Genomic DNA, 17,694 nt, shown 5'->3' with positions numbered 1-17,694 from the left:
TCGCGTCGCGAAGGGCGGACGGCGACGCGGTACCCCAACGCCGGCGCCTCCAGCCACGACCGGTGCACGCCCGGATGATTGCCGGAGGCGTTGCGAACACCTTGCCGCGCCGCGCCCACACAGTGTGCCCGGGCCGTGTCGCGTGTGGCGGTGCGCACCACGCGAAGGGGAGTCCCCGCCGCACGACTGGCCAGATGTCCGTACTCGCGCACCCCGAGCCCGCCCACGGTGCCTTGCGCGAACGCAGGTGCGGCTGCGACGAGTTGGGCCTCGATTTCGGTCGCGGCGACCGGTTCGTCGCGGCGCAGGGCGGCCATCGCCCTGGTGACGTAGAAGGGCGGCACGAGGCTGAGCCGGGGCCACCTCGGTGCCGGACACGTGCGTCACGGGGCTGGGGGCGAGGGACCGGTAGGGGCCACGTCCGCGACGGCGTCACCGGCCTGGCCGGGGACCGGAACGACGCGCAGGGCGGTGCCCCGCTCCGCGTTGTTGGGGATCAGCATGGACCGGCCGACATGGCTGTCGATCAGTCCGGTCAGCATCATGTGCGCCGCCCCGGCGCGCGTACTCCGCTGCCGGCTTGCGGCCGGTGCCCTGCGTTGCCCCGATGAGCACAACTGACGTCACGTTTCCATGCCCCTTGTGGCGATGCTCTGGAAGGAAGATTCGTGCGCCGCTGCGGCAGCCGCGGATCAGAACGACCGCTCGATGAAGTTGTGCAGCACGAGGGCGTTGGGCGCCTCGACGGGGCGGGTCACCTCCGTCGATCCGGCCCCGTTGCACGGCGGTCAGACCCAGGTCGCCGACGAACTCCGCGACCCGTACGCCGACTTCCGGCGGCCAGGGCATGGGCCGGCAGGTGGTGGAAGGCTTTGACGACAGGACCTAGCCCGGCTCGACGACCGTGGAGAGCAGCCCCGTCTTCAGGTCGTAGGCGTAGCCGCCGACCTTGAAGTTCCCGATGCTGCCTGCGAGCGCGGGGGCCGTGCGGAGCTTCTCGACGTCGCTGCGCACGGTCGCGGCCGGGTCGAGCACCGCCATGGCCGCGGCGGTGTCCTCGTCGTAGCCGCCGCGCGCGGCGTAGCCCCGGCGCAGGTCGGCGTCCGCGAACAGGGCGGAGCCGCAGTCGGTGTGGTGAATGATCGCGACCTCGAACCAGTCGGCGTCCGGGGTCTTGTTCTCGTGCAGGTGGCAGATCCAGGCGAGGTCGAGCACGAACGGTTCGGTGACGCGGCCGCCGATGTTGCGGGCCACGATCGCCTCGCCGAGCCGCACGCCGACGATCGCCGCCGGTTCCACGCGCGGATCCACGCAGGTGAGCAAGTAGAGCTGCTGGAACGGGATGAAGGGAATCTCGGGGACCCGGAGCTTGGCGTCGGTGGCCGCGAACGTCTCATTGCGCTGCAGATAGGCGGCGAAGTTGGAAGACACGGAGAACCGCTCCTCTCAAGAGAGCCGAGATAGATGTAACGTTCCTTCTCTCTATGTCAAACCTACTCGGTTCGGTGCGGGAGGTGCACGAGCGCGTGCCCGGTATGAGCGACCGAATCCTCACCGACCGCCGCCACGAACTGGCCGTCGCCGGACCCCTCATCCGAACCGTCCACCACGGACCACCGCTGCGCTCCCAGTGCGCCGTCACCCTGCACGGCAACGCCTTCCTCATCCCGCTCGCCGCCCTGGCGGTCCGGGCCGAGGAACACCTGCGCCACACCCCGGCCGACCCCGCCACAAGACCCTGGCAGGGCAGCCTGCGGACCGTCAGCCGACGCGGTCCGCTATCACCCGGGTGATCTCGCGCGTGATCCGTGCGATGCCGGGGGAGCGGACCGGGCAGGGCTTCGGGGTGGATGTGGTCGGCGCCAGGCAGAAGTGCAGATGGTCGTCGTCGCGGTGGAGGGCGGTACGGTCGCGGCCCGGCTCGGTGCAGTACGACGGATGGTCGTGCTCGTACGCGGTGCACGGCAGGTACTGCGCCCACGTGTAGCGGGCCGTCGCCGGGCTCACCGTCCTCCCGGCGTCGGCGACCAGGTCGTGGGAGGCCGCGGCCCGTGCCGCGTACAGCGCGTTCACGGTCCGGATCCGCTCGGGGGTGATCGGGTCCGGACCCTGCGACACCCAGACCATCCGGGGCCGTCGGGCGCCGCCCGCGTCCGCGATCTGCTCGGTCAGCCGCTGCATGTCCGCCGTGTACCGCTTGAAGTACGTCGCCGGTTCCTTGTCGTACGTGATGCCGTCCATGCAGGGCGTGTAGCCCCAGGAGTTGCCCCAGAACTGGAGCACCACGAAGTCCGGCCGGAGCGAGCGCACCAGCGCGGCGGCCTTCGCCGCGGGCGGTACGAGGGATCGTTCCCCAGTCCCTTCCAGGTAGTCACAGAGGGTGGTGCCGGAGTAGGGGGCACTCGTGTAACGGGCGTTCACCTGCTCCCGGAGCGACTGCCCGAGCACCTTCTGGCTCTCCATGGCGAGCGAGTCCCCGAGGTGGAGAACGGTGGGCGCCTTCGCCGTCACATCAGCTGCCGTGGGTGAGGCGGCGGGGCGCTGGGCGGTGGTCGTGGTCGGTGACGGAGCGGCCGTGGGCAACGCGGGATCCGGCGGCGACTGCTCCGGCCCCGACGCGGGATCCCCGCACGCGGCGAGCAGCAGCCCGGCCAACAGCACCCCCACGATCCACGGCCTCCGCATGAAGCAACTCCCGCCCCGCCCGCCGAAAGGGGTCCCAGGCAAGCACAGCGGCCCAGAAGGGGGAAGACGTACGTCGGTCAGGACGGCGTCGGGCCTCAGGCAGGGGGACGGTGACGGATGCGGGCTGCCAGCAGCGCCACGTCGTCCTCCGCGTGCCGGGCGTCGAGCCCTGCGAGGACCCTGTCGAGGGCCGCGTCGACACCGGTCCCTGGAGGCAGCCGCAGCCCGGCCAGCCGGGCGAGCGAGGCGTCGATGTCCTCGCCGCGCCGCTCCACCAGACCGTCGGTGAACATCATCAGGGTGTCGTCGGGAGCGAGCGTGCGCATGACCGCCTCGTAGCCCCCCACGCCGGTGCCCAGCGGCGGGCCGACCTCCAGCTGCAGGAGTTCCCCGGTGCCGTCCCCGGCGAACACGACCGGCGGCAGATGCCCGGCGCTGGCCAGCGTGGCGGTGCCCCGGGCCGGGTCGACCTGGACGAGCAGACAGGTCGCCGGACGCCGGGCGCTGTCCTCGGAGACGGCCGCGTCCAGGCGGCGCAGCACCCGGTGCGGCGGCAGATCCGTCGAGGCGACGTAGCGCAGCATCGAGCGGTACGCGTTCATGTCCACCGCGGCGTCCAGCCCGTGGCCCATGACGTCGCCCACCACCAGCAGGGTGCGCCCGAAGTGCAGCCGTATGGTCTCGAACCAGTCCCCGCCCACCAGGACGCTGCTGCCGGACGGCAGATAGCGGGTGGCGAGGTCGAGGTTGGGATGCGGGCGGCCCGGTTCGGACAGCAGCGCCCGCTGCAGGGAGAGCACGGTGTCCCGTACGGCGTCGTGCTGCCGTGAGTGGCCGAGGTGGACGGCCGCGAGCCGGGCCGCGTAGTGCGTGACGGCGGTTCCCCGGTCGCTGAAGGCCCGCCCCTGCCGGACGGCCAGCAGCACTCCGAAAAGGTGGCCGTGTGCCAGCAGCGGCACCGTCATGACCTCACGGGGGACCGTGCCGGACAGGTCGAGCGACGCCGTGATCGGAAGCCCCTCGTCGAGCGCCTGGACGGACAGCGGGCGGGCGCCCTGCGGGGTCCACGGGGTGAGCAACTCGGTCCGGCCGGCCGTGGCGACCCGGGTCAGGTTCGGCTCGTGCGCGTGCTGGGCGGCCGGGACGTCCGTGGGCAGCAGATCCACCGCGGCGGCGTCGCAGACCTCCCGGCACACGAACTCCGCGAGCTCCTTGCAGGTGGTCCGCTCGTCCAGGGTGGTGCCGATCGCCTCGACGGCGTCCTCCATCGCGACGAACGACGCCCCTGCCCCCGTAGCGTCGTCACCGCCTCGGCCCGTCATGCCACCTCCACCGTCGCACACACGTCTGGTTCCATCCATGCACGCGCGTCGCGGGCGCGCATGCTCAGGTGCGCGCCGGGAATTCGTTCACCAGCACGGCCGCCCCGTCGAAACGGCCGGCCTTGAGGTCCCGCAGGGCCCTCTGCGCCTCGGACAGCGGGTAGGCGTGCGTCGTGGCACGTACGCCGTGGCGGGCCGCCAGCGCCAGGAAGTCCCGCCCGTCCCGGCGGGTGTTGGAGGTGACGCTGCGCAGCTCCTTCTCGTAGAACAGGTCGCTCTCGTAGTGCAGCGGCGGGGTGTCGCTCAGATGGATCCCGGCGACCGACAGGATCCCGCCCCGGTCGAGTGCCCGCAACGCGACCGGGACCAGGTCGCCGACCGGAGCGAACAGGATCGCGCTGTCCAGCGGCTCGGGCGGCTCGTCGTACGCGCCCCGGGCGGACGCGGCGCCGAGTTCCAGCGCGAGCCGCCGCGCGGCCGGGTCACGCGTCAGTACGTGCACGGTGGCGCCCTGTGCGAGGGCCAGCTGCGCGCACAGATGGGCGCTGCCGCCGAACCCGTACAGGCCGAGCCGTCCGGCGTCCGGCAGCGCGGCTCGCAGCAGCGCGCGATAGCCGATGATGCCCGCGCACAGCAGCGGCGCCAGCGCGACGTCGTCCACCTCGCCGGGCAGCCGGTAGGCGAAGGCCGCCGGGACGGTCGTGTACTCCGCGTAGCCGCCGTCGGCGTCCCAGCCTGTGTAGGCGGAGGCCGGGCACAGGTTCTCGGACCCGCGCACGCAGTACCCGCACGTGCCGTCCGTACGGCGCAGCCAGGCGACGCCCACCCGGTCGCCGACCGCGTGGTCGAGCACGTCCTCGCCCGTCGCCGCGACCACGCCGACGACCTCGTGGCCGGGCGTGACCCGGGGCCGGCGCACCGGCAGGTCTCCCTCGCTGACGTGCAGGTCGGTGCGGCACACCCCGCACGCGCGCACATGGACGAGAAGCTCGTCGGCCCCCGGCACCGGGATCGGCCGCTCGACGAGACGCAGCGCTTCCCCCTCGATCGGCCCGGGCCGGGCCACTTCCCACGCGTGCATCATCCCGTGTCCCCGTCCCGTCGACGACCACCCGAGGCCTGTCTCCAGTGTCGTCCAGGGCGTCCCGCTCGGCGCGCGGCCCGGAGGGAGGCTGGCTAGCGTGAAACAGGAATGAACCATAACGAACCGGGAAGAGTGGAACGCCATGGCCGTACAGCCCGAGGGAACGCCCTGCTGGGCGGACGCGATGTTCAGCGATGTCGAGGGAGCGAAGAGTTTCTACGGTGAGGTGCTCGGCTGGACGTTCGGCGAGTCGTCGTCGGAGTACGGCAACTACACCCAGGCCTACGCGAACGGCAAGGCGGTGGCCGCCGTCGTCCCGCCCATGCCCGGCCAGGAGGGCCAGTCCGCCTGGTGTCTGTACCTCGCGTCGCCCGACGCCGCCGCCACCGCCCAGAAGATCCGGGCCGACGGCGGCGAGGTGCTGATGGAGCCGATGCAGGTCGGCGACTTCGGCACGATGGCGATCGCCCGGGACCCGAGCGGAGTCGTCTTCGGAGTCTGGCAGCCCGGCCGGCACGAGGGCTTCGAGGCCCGGGGCGTTCCCGGCGCGTACTGCTGGGCCGAGGTCTTCACCCGTGAGCCCGAGAAGTCGGACACCTTCTTCTCGGCCGTCTTCGGATACCGCATGAAGCAGCTGGACGACGACGCCGTCGACTTCAGGCTGTACGACCTCGGCCAGGATCCGGTCCTAGGCCGGATGCGGATGACGGACGACTTCCCGCCCGAGGTTCCCCCGTACTTCAACGTGTACTTCACCGTCGGGGACTGCGACGCCGCGGTCGCGAAGGCCACCGAAAAGGGCGCGATCCTCCGCTTCGGGCCCATGAGCAGCCCGTTCGGCCGCTTCGCCGCACTGAGCGACCCGCAGGGCGCGGCGTTCTCCGTGATCGACGTCAAGACGACCGAGGGCGCGATGCCCAAGGCGACCGACGTGTCCTGAACGGACCACGGATCCCCCCACCGACCGGCCCCCGGAGAATGGCGGAATTCCTCCGGGGCGGACCGGGCCTTTTGCCTCCCGGGCAACCATGCGCATGCGGTTACTCGTCCCCCCTTGTGGTTGCGGCACGTTCGAACGGCCGAACCCCCCACAAGGATTGCGAGCGAAAGAGACCTCATGCTCCGCATTCACTTCACTTCGGACGACCTTCAGAACATTCGAGTGGCCCGGCAGCCTGATCCCCTGTGGGAACTGATGTGCAGTGTCTGCCGTCTGGAAACCGGCCAGGGACCGCTGGAATTCGGACATTGGCGTCGCTCGGCACGGCAACGATTCTCCGGCGACTCGAACCTGGGCCGCGCGCTGCGCCCCGTGCGCGCCCTGATCCCCGCCACCGGCTATATTCCGGACTTCCTCACCCCACCGGTCACCGGCGGCGGTCTTTCCGCCGGACTCGACCAATTGCTGCGTACACCGCGTGTGCAACTGGTCCGCGAACTGTCGCGGCTGGCCGAGTCGCGTCCGGTCCCGAACTGGGCCGCCTCGCTGGGCAGACCGGGCAGCGACGCGCTCAAGGTGCTGGCGAACTCCCTGGGGATCTACTTCCGCGGTCTCCTGGAACCGCACTGGCTGCACATCCGTACGGCGGTTGGCAACGATGTCGGGGTGCGCGCCCGAGCCCTCCTCGACGGCGGCACCCAGGCACTGCTGGAGAGCCTGCGCCCGGTCGCGCGCTGGAATGCCCCCGTGCTGGAAGTGGACTATCCGGTCCAGCGCGACCTGTATCTGGAGGGCCGTGGACTTCTCCTGGTGCCCTCCTACTTCTGCTGGCGCAGACCGACCGCGCTGGCGGACCCCGGTCTGGATCCCGTGCTCGTGTACCCGGTGGCGAAGACTCCGCTCGCCGTCGCGGACGGTACGGACGGCGGGGTCGAGCGCCTGCTCGGCCGCACCAGGGCCGCCGTACTGACCGAGGTCGCCGGACAGAGTGCCCGCACCACCTCCGAGGTGGCCGAGGCCGTGGGGATCGCGCTGCCCAGCGCCAGCTACCAGATCAGCGTGCTGCGCGACGGGGGACTGGTCGCCAGCCATCGTGACGGCAAGTACGTCCTGCACACGGCGACGCTGCTGGGTATGCGGCTGCTCGGTACCAGCCCCCGGATGCGGGAGAGCGTGCTCCGGCCCGTGCGGGGAGCCGCCGCCGGACCGTGGCATGATCGGGGACATGCTTGAACGTGTGGTGGCCGCCTGTGACGGGGCTTCGAAGGGAAACCCGGGACCGGCCGGATGGGCGTGGGTCGTGGCCGACGGCGCGGAGACGCCCACCCGCTGGGAGGCGGGTGCGCTGGGCACGGCGACGAACAACGTCGCCGAACTCACCGCGCTGGAGCGCCTGTTGACGGCGATCGCGCCGGACGTCCCGCTGGAGATCCGGATGGACTCCCAGTACGCGATGAAGGCCGTCACGACCTGGCTGCCCGGCTGGAAGCGCAAGGGCTGGAAGACGGCCTCCGGAAAGCCGGTCGCCAACCAGGAACTGGTCGCGCGCATCGACGAACTCCTCGACGGCCGCACCGTGGAGTTCCGTTACGTCCCCGCCCACCAGGTCGACGGTGACCGGCTGAACGACTTCGCCGACCGCGCCGCGAGCCAGGCCGCCCTCGCCCAGCAGCCCGCCGGCAGCGACCTCGGCTCCCCGGAACCCCCGCCGTCCCCCGACACCCCGGCCCCCTCCGGCGCCGGCCGCCGCCGCACCACGGCCACCGCTTCCGCCAGGACACCCCGGCAGGGCACGTCGCCCCGCACGATCAAGGCCAAGTTCCCGGGCCGCTGCGTCTGCGGCCGCTCCTACGCGGCGGGTGAGCCCATCGCCAAGAACGGCCAGGGTTGGGGGCACCCCGACTGCCGTACGTCCGAGCCCAGCAACGCCTAGTACTCGTCCTGCCTCGGTCTCCTTCGGGGGCTGTCCGCCGCACGCCCGGCGGACAGCCCCCGAAGTGCGTGGCGGACACCGCGGACCCTGGTGCGAAGACGGGGCGCGTCGGGGAGGATGTGGGATCTTCGGCACCGGCCGGGGGCGTGGGGCCGCACCGTGACGATGCTGATGTACAAGACCGCCCGCCGGGGCGGCACCCTGCGCGAGGTCCCAGCCCACGGCACCTCTCTGCGCTGCTCGGCTGGTGGTCTCACCACGCCGGGCAGCCGGGAGAACCAGGCCGCGTTCGCGTGCAGAAACCCCTCCCGGCTGCCGGGAGGGCAGTCGTCAGGCGTTCCCGTGGCGTCAAGCCCGCCACCGCAAGGCAGGCAGGAATCTCCCTCGTTCACGAGGGAGAACACTTCAATTCCGGCAGGAGTGCGGCGGCGGGCGGCGGAACGCCGGCCCGCCCTGGAAGCCCTGCGGGAGGCCTTGTACCAGGTGGGCGCCCGGTGGCCGCCGCAGGACGTCTGGACGAGCGGCGTGGGGTCCCGGTCGCCCCTCCCGGTGGGGAGGAGCGAGCGGGACCGGACTTGTGAACGCGCGGTCAGACGGTGTCGAAGGTGTAGAACGCGGTGTGATCCAGCAGGTCCGCCGGTTTCACGTCGTTCCACGGCTTCATGGTCTCGTCGAGGTCCACGACGTCGGGGGTGCCGGCGAGCGGCAGATAGCCGGAGGCGGGGTGGCGGCGCTGCCAGTCGGCCCAGAGCTTGTCTATGTAGGCGTGGTGCAGCCAGAAGACGGGGTCGTTGGGGGAGACACCGGTGGCCATCTGGCCGCCGACCCATACGTGCACCCGGTTGTGGAGGTTGACGCCGCGCCACCCTTCGAGGTGATTGCGGAAACCGTCCGAGGAACTGTTCCAGGGCGCCATGTCGTACGTCGCCATGCCGAGCACGGAGTCCACCTCCGCGCGGGTCGGCAGCTCACGGGCACCGCTGCCGAGCGAACGCCGCAGATACGTACGGCCGTCGACGCGCACGCTGATCGGCCAGTTGCCCGCGGAGGCCGCGAAGGGGCCGTCCATCACCCGGCCGTCCAGGCTGCGCCCGGTGCCGCCGAGGAAGTCGGGGGCCCACAGGGTGGAACGGGGCGAACGGTCGGTGCTCCAGTCCCAGTACGGGAGGGCGACGGAGGCGTCCACGGACTGCAGTGCCCGCTCGAACTCCAGCAGGAATCTGCGGTGCCAGGGCAGGAAGGAGGGCGAACGGTGGCCCGTGCGTTCGCCGCTGTCCGTGTCGCCGAGGATGAACGCGTTGTGCGTGGTGACGAAGGCGTCGTACCGGCCGCTGCGCTTCAGCTGGAGGAGCGCGTCGGTGAAACGCCGCTTCTCGTCGGCGGTCAGGTTCGCCTGGTTCTTGCGTACGGTCATGTGCGGGACTCCACGGTGTGCTGACGGGGCTGGGTCACTGCTGGGGCATGGGCATGGGCATGCCGAGGGGGACGAGCGGTGCCCCCTGGAGTTCCACGACCGCGGCGCGGGCGGCGGCGCGCGGGGTGGGTACCGGGTCGTAGTGGCTGACAACGCTGATCCAGCTGCCGTCGGCGTTCTGCATCACGTGCAGCTCGACCCCGTCGATGAACACGGCGTACCCGGCGCCGTGTTCGTGATGGTGACCGCCGCCGGTGGCGGCGCGGCCCGTGATGCGACGACCCCGATAGACCTCGTCGAAGGCCTCGGGCCCGCCGTGGTGTCCGGTGTCCGCGGCCCTGGCCACGGCGACGGTCTGGGTGCCGGCCGCGGCGGCGAGGGCGGCCGCGGCCCCGAGGGCACGGCGACGGGTGAGTTCCGGCATGCGGAGACCTCCTGCGATCAAGCTCGGTCGATGACCCGATATGCCTATCGGTTCGTCGGAGAGCGGCAGAAATCGCCGGATGTCGGTTGGCCGCGATCAGGACAATTAAGTAAATGTCGTGCAAGGTTGAACGAAGATGATCTTGCTGCGCAGGTGACCGCGATCGACCGGAAGGCGGAATTCCTCCGGTCGGCGGACGCTCCGCCGATGATCTTTCCGGGTCGGCCGGTGGCGGGTGGCGCGGCTCACGCCCGCAAGCTGGCGCGAACCGCGGGGGTCGCACCTGCCTGCTACTCTACGTGATCAATTGACCGCTTTGTGCGACGAATTGGAGTGCGCGTGAAGATCGCGTGCGTCGGTGGCGGACCCGCGAGCCTGTACTTCTCGATCCTGATGAAGCGCCAGGACCCGTCCCACGACATCGCCGTCTACGAACGGAACCCGGCCGGATCGACCTACGGCTGGGGAGTGACGTACTGGGCGGGCCTGCTCGACAAACTCCACGAGGGCGACCCCGAGTCCGCGCGCGCCGTCCGCGACCACTCGGTGTGCTGGAGTGACGGAGTCGCCCACGTCGGCGACCGGACGACGGTCCACCACGGTGACGAGGGGTTCGGCATCGGCCGTCGGTCCCTGCTCGACCTCCTCGCGCAGCGGGCCCGATCCCTGGGCGTACGCGTCGAGTTCGAGCACGAGGTCACCGCGGACCGGCTGCCCGAGGCCGATCTCGTCGTCGCCGGCGACGGAGTCAACAGCGCGCTGCGCGCCCGTCACGCCGACCACTTCGGCAGTGACATCACCCTGGGTCGCAACCTGTACATCTGGCTCGGCACCACCAAGGTCCTCGACTCCTTCACCTTCGCCTTCGTGGAGACGGACCACGGCTGGATCTGGTGCTACGCCTACGGATTCAGCGCCCGACAGAGCACCTGCGTCGTCGAGTGCGCCCCGGAGACCTGGACCGGTCTCGGGCTGGACCGGGCGAGCGAGGCCGACGGCCTGGCGCTGCTGGAGAAGCTCTTCGGCGACCTCCTGGGCGGACACGGACTGATCGGGCGGGCGCAGGCCGACGGCAGCGCGCAGTGGCTGAACTTCCGCACCCTGACCAACCGCACCTGGAGCCGCGGCAACCTCGTCCTGCTCGGCGACGCCGCGCACACCACGCACTACTCGATCGGCGCGGGCACCACCCTCGCCCTGGAAGACGCCATCTCCCTGGCCGGAGCCCTGGGCGAGCACCGGGAACTGTCCGCCGCCCTCGCCCACTACGAACAGGAGCGCAGGGCGGCGCTGTTGTCGGTGCAGAGCGCCGCCCGGCACAGTGCCCAGTGGTACGAGAACCTGCCGCGTTACATCCGTCTCCCCCCGGCCCAGATGTTCGCCCTGCTCGGCCAGCGGCACTCTCCACTGCTCCCGTACATCCCGCCGCAGTTGTACTACCGGATCGACCGCGCGGCCGGGCAACTGGAGGCGCTGCGCCGGTTCAAGCGCTGGCTGGGTCCGCGCGTGGCGCGCACGGTGCAGGCCCGCTCGCGCCGGTAGCACCCCCTGAAGTAGGGCGCCCCTTGGGTGAATAGCAATTCACCAGCTATGGTGAATTGCTATTCACCCTTCTTCTTCGCGCCGACTTCTGGAGTGTTCATGGTGGCACTGCGTGACCGACTGACGGTCCCGGTCCTCGCGCTCGGCGGGAGCCTCATGGCCGTCATGCAGGTGGTGGTGGTGCCGCTGCTGCCCGACCTGCCGAGGCTGACGGGTGCGTCGGCGGGTGCCGTGTCCTGGATGGTGACGGCGACACTGCTGACCGGAGCGGTGCTCAACCCCGTGCTGGGCCGCGCCGGCGACATGTACGGCAAGAAGAAGGTGCTGCTGATCTCCCTCGGGATGATGACGGTCGGCTCGCTCATGTGCGCCCTCACGTCCGACATCCGCATACTCATCGCGGCCCGAGCCCTGCAAGGGGCCGCGGCCGCCGTCGTACCGCTGTCGATCAGTCTCCTGCGGGACGAACTGCCGCCCGAGCGCACGGGTTCCGCGGTGGCGCTGATGAGCTCCACCGTCGGGATCGGCGCCGCCCTCGGCCTGCCGATCGCCGCGATGGTGGTTCAGTACGCCAGCTGGCACGTCATGTTCTGGGGGACGACCGCGGTCGGCGCCCTCGGGACCGGGCTGGCCTGGTGGGCGGTGCGCGAGTCGCCCGTCCGGGAGCCGGGCCGCTTCGACATGACCGGCGCGCTGGGTCTGGCCCTGGGGCTGTCCTGTCTGCTGCTGGGGGTGTCACAGGGCGGCCAGTGGGGCTGGACCAGCCCCCGGATCCTCGGCCTGTTCGTCGGGAGCGTCTGCGTCCTCGGCCTGTGGTGGGCGCAGCAACTGCGCGCCGCACGCCCCCTGGTCGACCTGAAACTGGCGACCAGTCCCCGCGTCGCCCTGCCTCATATCGCGGCGCTCCTGACCGGCTTCGCCTTCTACGCCAACTCCCTGGTGACGGCGCAGCTGGTGCAGGCGCCCAAGGCGACCGGCTACGGCCTCGAGCTGTCCATCGTGGCGACGGGCCTGGTCCTGCTGCCCGGCGGGGTGATCATGCTGCTGCTCTCGCCGGTCTCGGCGCGTATCTCGGCGGCCCGCGGCGCCCGGGTGACGCTGGCCCTGGGCACCCTGGTCATCGCCGCCGGCTACGGCATACGCATCATCAACAGCCACAGCCTGCTGGTGATCCTGCTGGGCTCCGCGATCTGCTCGATGGGAACGGCGTTCTCCTACTCGGCGCTGCCCACCCTCATCCTGCGCGCCGTGCCCGCCGGGCAGACCGCGTCCGCGAACGGCGTCAACGTGCTGATGCGCACCGTCGGCCAGGCCGTGAGCAGCGCCGCCGTCGCCGCGATCCTGGTCCACCACACCAGCCTCGTCGGCGGTGCCCCGATCCCCACGCTGCACGGTTATCTGCTGGCCTTCGCCATGGCGGGTACGGTCGCACTGGTGGCCTGTGCCGCCGCCCTCGTCATACCCGCCGACCCCGCACTTCCCGACCCCCGACGGGCCTCCAGCAGTTCGGACGTACCTCGGGACGAGGCATTCGAAGGAGCCTGAGCACCGTGTCCACTCCGCCCCCCGGACTCAGCGCGGCCCCGATCGACCCACCGCGCCGCGACGCCGAGGCCACGAAGGCGGCCATCCTCCGCGCGGCCCGCCATCTGATGGCCCGGCACGCCCACGCGGACATCACGCTCAAGGCGATCGCCGACCGCGCGGGGGTGAGCGCTCCGCTGATCCTCAAGTACTTCGGGAACAAGGACGCGCTCTTCGGGCGCGTGATGTCCTTCGAGACGGATGCCGCCGCCCTCCTGGACGCACCCCTGGACCAACTCGGCGCCCACATGGTCCGCCAGGTGCTCGTCGGCCAGACCGAGCGCGGCGCCGACCCGGTCCTGCGGATCATCTTCGCCCCGCGTCAGGGCGACCAGGGCGACATCATGCGCGCCAACTTCCGCACCCAGGTCAGTGACCGCCTCGCCCTGCGGCTGAGCGGTCCCGACGCGGGCCTGCGCGCCGAACTCGCCGTCGGCACACTGCTCGGGCTCGGCGCGATGTACGGCATCGCACGCGGCGCCCGGCTGCGCGCCACCGCGATCGAGGACATCGTCGACCGGTACGGCCCCACGGTCCAGGCACTCCTGACGCCGTGAGGCGAAGGGCGCTGCCGGACCGCAACACCCGCCCCGTCTCAGTTCACGCCGTTCGGACGGAACTGGACGCTGATCCGCGGCCCCGCCGCCCGCGCCGTCTTGGGAATGGCGTGCTCCCAGGTGCGCTGGCAGGAGCCGCCCATCACGATCAGGTCGCCGTGTCCGAGCGGGCGCCGCAGGGTCTCCCCGCCGTGGCGCGGGCGCAGCAACAGGTCGCGCGGAGCGCCCACGGAGAGGATCGCGACCATGGTGTCCTCCCGTGCGCCCCGCCCGATCCGGTCCCCGTGCCAGGCCACGCTGTCGCGGCCGTCCCGGTAGTAGCACAGGCCCGCGGTGGTGAACGGTTCGCCCAGCTCACGGGCGTAGTGCGTGGACAGTGCCTGGCGCGCCTCGTCGAGGACCGGGTGCGGCAGCGCGTCGCCCGCCCGGTAGTACGCGAGCAGCCTCGGTACGTCCACCACGTGCTCGTACATCTGCCGCCGCTCCGCCCGCCACGGCACCTCGTCGACGAGCCGTGCGAACAGGGCGTCGGCGCCGCTGAGCCATCCGGGCAACAGGTCGATCCAGGCCCCGTCGCCCAGGACCGTCCGGCGCATCGCGTTCAGCTGACTGAGGTGGAGCTCGTCGGTCTGGTCGAACAGCGAGCCCTGGAGGTGCGTGGACATGCCTCCACCCTACTCCGTATTCGAATATGCGTTCCATTGATGTCTCAGGGCCTGTCGTCGGCCTCCGTGAGGACCGCGTGGATGACGTGCTCGGCGTTGGCGGCGATCACCGGATTGGTGACGCGGTGGTACGGGAGCTGGATGAGCGCCATGGACAGGGCCCAGCCGCGTCCGCGTGCCCAGGTGGCGTCGTCGGCGCCCGCCGCCTGCCGGAAGGTGCCCCGCGCCTCGGCGGGCAGCAGGTTCCAGGCCGGGATGAGGTCGCAGGCCGGGTCGCCGACGCCGACGGTGCCGAAGTCCAGCACGGCGTCGAGCCGGCCCCCGCGGATGAGCATGTTGCCGGGCATCAGATCGGAGTGGACCCAGAGGGGCGGACCGGTCCACGCGGGCTCGGCGAGCGCCGCCTCCCAGGCGGCGGTGGCGGCCGAGGTGTCGATCGTGCCGCGCAGCTCGTCGAGCGCGGCGCGCGTCATGGCGTCGGCGGTGGACAGGGGGGCGCCCCGGTAGGCGGTCGGCCCGTCGGGCAGCCGGACCCGGCGCAGCGCGGCCACGAAGGCGCCGAGGTCGGCGGCCAGGGGCAGCGGGTCGCTGAGACGGCCGGCGTGCGGGGGTTCGCCGTCGAGCCAGCGCTGCACCATCCAGGGCCACGGGTAGCCCTCGCCGGGTGTGCCGGTGGCGAGGATCTCGGGGACGGTGGCGGGGAGCAGCGGGGCGAGCCGCGGCACCCAGTGCGCTTCTTTGGCCACGTCCCCGGCGCCCCCTTCGATCCGGGGGAGGCGTACGGCCAGGTCGTCGCCCAGCCGGTACAGGGCGTTGACGGTACCCGCCGACGGGAAGCGCTTCAGGGGCAGCTCGGCCCACCGCGGGAACTGCGCGGCCAGCAGTCGTCGCACGAGCGCGGCGTCGATCGGGAACTCGCCGGGACGCATCGGGCTCTCGGCAATCGTTTGCGCTTCTGGTTCTCTGTCTGACACGGGGCCCAACTATGCCTGGGGCGACGGAGGTTCGCGCTTCTTTTTCGCGACAGGCAACCTGGTGCACGCCATCGCCGTCTTGATCGGCAACGGATGGGCGGCCTGGCAGCCGCGATACGGCAGGGATTCCCGAGTGGAAATCCAGCACACTATACGCTCCATGTATACAAGGTGTGTATACAGAGTGTGTATACGTAGATGCACAGTCAAGTCGCCGGGTGCCGCCGATCCGTGCAAGTCAGCCGATCGAAAGGGATCCATGTACGGCAAGGCCTTCGCCCCCGAGTACCAGGGCGCTTTGACCACCCTGTCCGTGAACTCCTCGCTGACCGATGTCCTGGCGGCGGGTACCGAGCAACTGCGCGCCGCCGAGCGCGAGGGCGCCCGTGGCGAGGCGGCCCGGTCGGGCCTGGCGGTCGCCGAGGCGCACCGCAGGCTCGGGCAGGTGGCCGACGCCGACCGGGCATGGAAGGCGAGCTACCGCACCGCCCGCGCGGCCCGGGACACCGGCGCGATGGCGTGGGCACTGTGGAGCGGCGGCACCCTGGCCCGCCAGCGCGGGGCGTTCCCGCTGGCCCGGCGGCTACTGCGACTGGCCGCCGAACTCGGCGAGCAGTCCGGGGACGTCGTCGTACGCGGCTACTCCCTGGCAGGCCTGGCGGAGACCGGCCGCATCCAGGGCGACTACGCCGCCGTGACCGCCCTGCACGAACAACTGCTGGCCGAGGCCCGCAAGCGCGGCGAGGCCCGCCACACCGTATGGGCCCTGGAGGGCATCGCACAGATACACCGCAACACCGGCGCCTACGACACCGCGTACGCCATGTTCGAGGAAGCGGCCGAGATCGCCGCGCGCGCCGAGGACCGGCGCGGCCACGCCTGGGCTTTGCGCGGCCTCGCGGACATCGTCTCCGTACGCGACCGGGACCCGGACCGCGCGCTGGCACTGCTGAGCGAGGCGGAGGTGTCCTGCCGGGCGATGAACCTGTCCGGGGCTCTCGCCTACAACCACAAGATGCGCGGCAACGTCCTCTACCGGGCGGGGCGTTATGAGCGGGCCCGGAACCTCTACGCGCAGGCACTGGCGGAGTTCGAGGCGATGAGCGAGCCGCGCGGCCGGGCGCTGTCCCGGCTCGGGCTGGTCAAGTCCCTGGCCAGGCTCGGCCGCGACCACGCCGAGACCGCCGCCGAACTCACCGAACTGGCCCACGTGTTGGAGGGCATCGGGCTGCGACACGCCCGGGAGATGGTCGAGCGGGCGCGGACGGAACTCGGCCTCACCCCGGCGGAGGGCGCGGACACGGAGGCAGCCCGATGACCTCTCCCCGTACGGTCCTGACGGCGCCGCCCGCCGCCCCGGAGATCCTGGCGCGCTGCCGCGAACTGGTCGCCCCGGCCCTCGCGGAGGCGGTCGACGGGCTGCACCCCTGGGTGGCGGAGATGGCCGGCTACGCGCTGGGCCGCTGCGAGCCCGGCGGCGCCCCCGCGACCCACCGCCAGGGCAAGGGCGTACGACAGGCACTCGCCGTACTCGGGGCCGAGGCGGCCGGAGGTTCCGCCGAGGGGGGCGTGCCGGGCGCGGTGGCGGTGGAACTGCTGCACACCTTCTCGCTCCTGCACGACGACATCATGGACGGCGACGCGCTGCGCCGCGGCCGTCCCGCCGTGTGGAAGGCCTACGGCACCGGCCCCGCCGTCCTCACGGGCGACGCGCTCTTCGCCCTGGCCGTCGAGACCCTCACCGCGGCGCCCGCGACCGACCACGCCGCGGCGGCCGTGCGGCGGTTGACGAGGGCCTCGCGCGACCTGGTCCGCGGTCAGGCCGACGACCTGCTGTTCGCCCGCCGCCCCTGGACGGGCCCCGACGCGGTGAGTGCGGGGGAGTACGAGGCGATGGCCGAGCACAAGACCGGTGCCCTGCTCGGCTGCGCGCTGGCACTCGGGGCCGGTCTCGCGGGCGCGCCGCGGGAGACCGCCGCCGCCCTGGACCGCGCCGGACGGCATCTCGGGGTGGCCTTCCAGATCGCCGACGACCTGCTCGGCATCTGGGGCGATCCGGCCGTCACCGGGAAGCCGGTGCACGGTGATCTGCGGCACGGGAAGAAGACCCTGCCCGTTCTCGCCGCCCTGGCCGCGCCGGGCCGCTCCCCGCTCGCCGAACTCCTCGCCTCCACCGCCGTCCTCTCCGACGGCGCCGTACGCCGCGCGGCGACCCTGGTCGAGCGGGCCGGTGGTCGCACGGCGGCCCTGGGCGCGGCACGCCGGCACCTCACCGCGGCGGACACCCTGCTGGCGGGAGCCTCCCTGGCCCCGCGTCCCGCCGCGGACCTGCGGACGCTCCTCTCCTCCCTCGCCCACCGCACGATCTGACACCTGCGCTCCTCCGGCTCCCCCCCCGCTGTGGGCCGGAGGCGCTGCGACCTCGATCACATGTGCGGGTTGGTGGACCTCGTGGGGCAACCACCGCCCCCCTCGTCGCATCTGTCGGGAGGGCCCGACAGCCTCCACGGCGTTCAACGGCGCCGTGCCTCAGGGCGGTTGGCGACGCCGGCCGCCCCCGTTCGAAGGAA

Annotated in this window: 18 protein-coding genes and 1 pseudogene; 10 read left to right on the top strand and 9 right to left on the bottom strand. The window is 71.9% G+C overall.

Annotation, left to right across the window (positions count from 1 at the left end; genetic code table 11):
* Window positions 1-383: 383 nt before the first annotated feature.
* The gene (locus ACZ69M_RS04675) at window positions 384-545 is read right to left on the bottom strand and encodes a hypothetical protein (protein WP_470046587.1); all 162 of its coding nucleotides are present in this window, start codon (window positions 543-545) and stop codon (window positions 384-386) included.
* A gap of 340 nt (window positions 546-885) precedes the next feature.
* Window positions 886-1,431 carry a carbonic anhydrase gene (locus ACZ69M_RS04670; RefSeq protein ID WP_470046585.1) on the bottom strand — a complete coding sequence of 182 codons (546 nt, stop codon included), beginning with the start codon at window positions 1,429-1,431 and terminating at the stop codon, window positions 886-888.
* Window positions 1,432-1,535: 104 nt separating this feature from the next.
* On the opposite strand from ACZ69M_RS04670, the gene ACZ69M_RS04665 reads away from it, so the two are divergent.
* A complete protein-coding gene (locus ACZ69M_RS04665) occupies window positions 1,536-1,793 on the top strand; it encodes a hypothetical protein (RefSeq protein WP_470046583.1) in 258 nt (85 codons plus the stop codon).
* Here the strand turns inward: ACZ69M_RS04665 and ACZ69M_RS04660 are convergent.
* The 3 genes from ACZ69M_RS04660 to ACZ69M_RS04650 form a co-directional block, all read right to left on the bottom strand.
* Window positions 1,762-2,685, bottom strand: a complete 924-nt coding sequence (locus ACZ69M_RS04660; RefSeq protein ID WP_470046581.1) for an SGNH/GDSL hydrolase family protein — start codon at window positions 2,683-2,685, stop codon at window positions 1,762-1,764. The genes ACZ69M_RS04665 and ACZ69M_RS04660 overlap by 32 nt on opposite strands.
* A gap of 95 nt (window positions 2,686-2,780) precedes the next feature.
* Window positions 2,781-4,007 (bottom strand): PP2C family protein-serine/threonine phosphatase, encoded by a 1,227-nt coding sequence (locus ACZ69M_RS04655; protein WP_470046579.1) that lies wholly within the window; start codon window positions 4,005-4,007, stop codon window positions 2,781-2,783.
* A gap of 64 nt (window positions 4,008-4,071) precedes the next feature.
* A complete protein-coding gene (locus ACZ69M_RS04650; RefSeq protein WP_470047518.1) occupies window positions 4,072-5,088 on the bottom strand; it encodes a zinc-binding alcohol dehydrogenase family protein in 1,017 nt (338 codons plus the stop codon).
* Between the two features lie 145 nt (window positions 5,089-5,233).
* On the opposite strand from ACZ69M_RS04650, the gene ACZ69M_RS04645 reads away from it, so the two are divergent.
* The 4 genes and pseudogenes from ACZ69M_RS04645 to ACZ69M_RS04630 all read left to right on the top strand — a co-directional run.
* Window positions 5,234-6,031: a VOC family protein gene (locus ACZ69M_RS04645; protein WP_470046577.1), complete on the top strand. Its 798-nt coding sequence runs from the start codon at window positions 5,234-5,236 to the stop codon at window positions 6,029-6,031.
* 177 nt (window positions 6,032-6,208) lie between these two features.
* Complete coding sequence (locus ACZ69M_RS04640; RefSeq protein ID WP_470046575.1) at window positions 6,209-7,264, top strand: ArsR/SmtB family transcription factor; 1,056 nt, start codon at window positions 6,209-6,211, stop codon at window positions 7,262-7,264.
* On the top strand, window positions 7,245-7,964 hold the full coding sequence (locus tag ACZ69M_RS04635) for a ribonuclease H family protein (RefSeq protein WP_470046573.1): 720 nt from the start codon (window positions 7,245-7,247) through the stop codon (window positions 7,962-7,964). Before ACZ69M_RS04640 ends, ACZ69M_RS04635 begins: the two co-directional genes overlap by 20 nt.
* Before the next feature lie 117 nt (window positions 7,965-8,081).
* Window positions 8,082-8,204: pseudogene (locus ACZ69M_RS04630) on the top strand (hypothetical protein); the annotation flags it as partial.
* 349 nt (window positions 8,205-8,553) lie between these two features.
* Here the strand turns inward: ACZ69M_RS04630 and melC2 are convergent.
* Together melC2 and melC1 are read right to left on the bottom strand one after the other, a co-directional pair.
* A complete protein-coding gene (gene melC2, locus ACZ69M_RS04625; RefSeq protein ID WP_470046571.1) occupies window positions 8,554-9,378 on the bottom strand; it encodes a tyrosinase MelC2 in 825 nt (274 codons plus the stop codon).
* Between the two features lie 34 nt (window positions 9,379-9,412).
* Window positions 9,413-9,802 carry an apotyrosinase chaperone MelC1 gene (gene melC1, locus ACZ69M_RS04620; RefSeq protein WP_470046569.1) on the bottom strand — a complete coding sequence of 130 codons (390 nt, stop codon included), beginning with the start codon at window positions 9,800-9,802 and terminating at the stop codon, window positions 9,413-9,415.
* A gap of 339 nt (window positions 9,803-10,141) precedes the next feature.
* Between melC1 and ACZ69M_RS04615 the strand changes: the two genes are divergently transcribed.
* From ACZ69M_RS04615 to ACZ69M_RS04605, 3 genes are all read left to right on the top strand, one after another.
* Complete coding sequence (locus ACZ69M_RS04615) at window positions 10,142-11,344, top strand: FAD-dependent monooxygenase (protein ID WP_470046567.1); 1,203 nt, start codon at window positions 10,142-10,144, stop codon at window positions 11,342-11,344.
* A 99-nt stretch (window positions 11,345-11,443) separates the two neighbouring features.
* Window positions 11,444-12,889, top strand: a complete 1,446-nt coding sequence (locus tag ACZ69M_RS04610; protein WP_470046565.1) for an MFS transporter — start codon at window positions 11,444-11,446, stop codon at window positions 12,887-12,889.
* Window positions 12,886-13,485 (top strand): TetR/AcrR family transcriptional regulator, encoded by a 600-nt coding sequence (locus tag ACZ69M_RS04605; protein ID WP_470047517.1) that lies wholly within the window; start codon window positions 12,886-12,888, stop codon window positions 13,483-13,485. Before ACZ69M_RS04610 ends, ACZ69M_RS04605 begins: the two co-directional genes overlap by 4 nt.
* Before the next feature lie 38 nt (window positions 13,486-13,523).
* Here ACZ69M_RS04605 and ACZ69M_RS04600 read toward each other — a convergent pair whose 3' ends face one another.
* Together ACZ69M_RS04600 and ACZ69M_RS04595 are read right to left on the bottom strand one after the other, a co-directional pair.
* A complete protein-coding gene (locus tag ACZ69M_RS04600; protein WP_470046563.1) occupies window positions 13,524-14,150 on the bottom strand; it encodes an alpha-ketoglutarate-dependent dioxygenase AlkB in 627 nt (208 codons plus the stop codon).
* Window positions 14,151-14,194: 44 nt separating this feature from the next.
* Window positions 14,195-15,079, bottom strand: a complete 885-nt coding sequence (locus ACZ69M_RS04595; protein ID WP_470046561.1) for an aminoglycoside phosphotransferase family protein — start codon at window positions 15,077-15,079, stop codon at window positions 14,195-14,197.
* Between the two features lie 304 nt (window positions 15,080-15,383).
* Here ACZ69M_RS04595 and ACZ69M_RS04590 point away from each other — a divergent pair, with 304 nt between their 5' ends.
* Window positions 15,384-16,442 (top strand): tetratricopeptide repeat protein, encoded by a 1,059-nt coding sequence (locus ACZ69M_RS04590; RefSeq protein WP_470046559.1) that lies wholly within the window; start codon window positions 15,384-15,386, stop codon window positions 16,440-16,442.
* The gene (locus ACZ69M_RS04585; protein WP_470046557.1) at window positions 16,439-17,494 is read left to right on the top strand and encodes a polyprenyl synthetase family protein; all 1,056 of its coding nucleotides are present in this window, start codon (window positions 16,439-16,441) and stop codon (window positions 17,492-17,494) included. Before ACZ69M_RS04590 ends, ACZ69M_RS04585 begins: the two co-directional genes overlap by 4 nt.
* Window positions 17,495-17,694: the final 200 nt, after the last annotated feature.

It is taken from the genome of Streptomyces sp. NPDC107454 (assembly GCF_055582885.1).
Note: the sequence above shows the minus strand (reverse complement) of the source record. Positions and strands in the feature narration are given on the sequence as shown.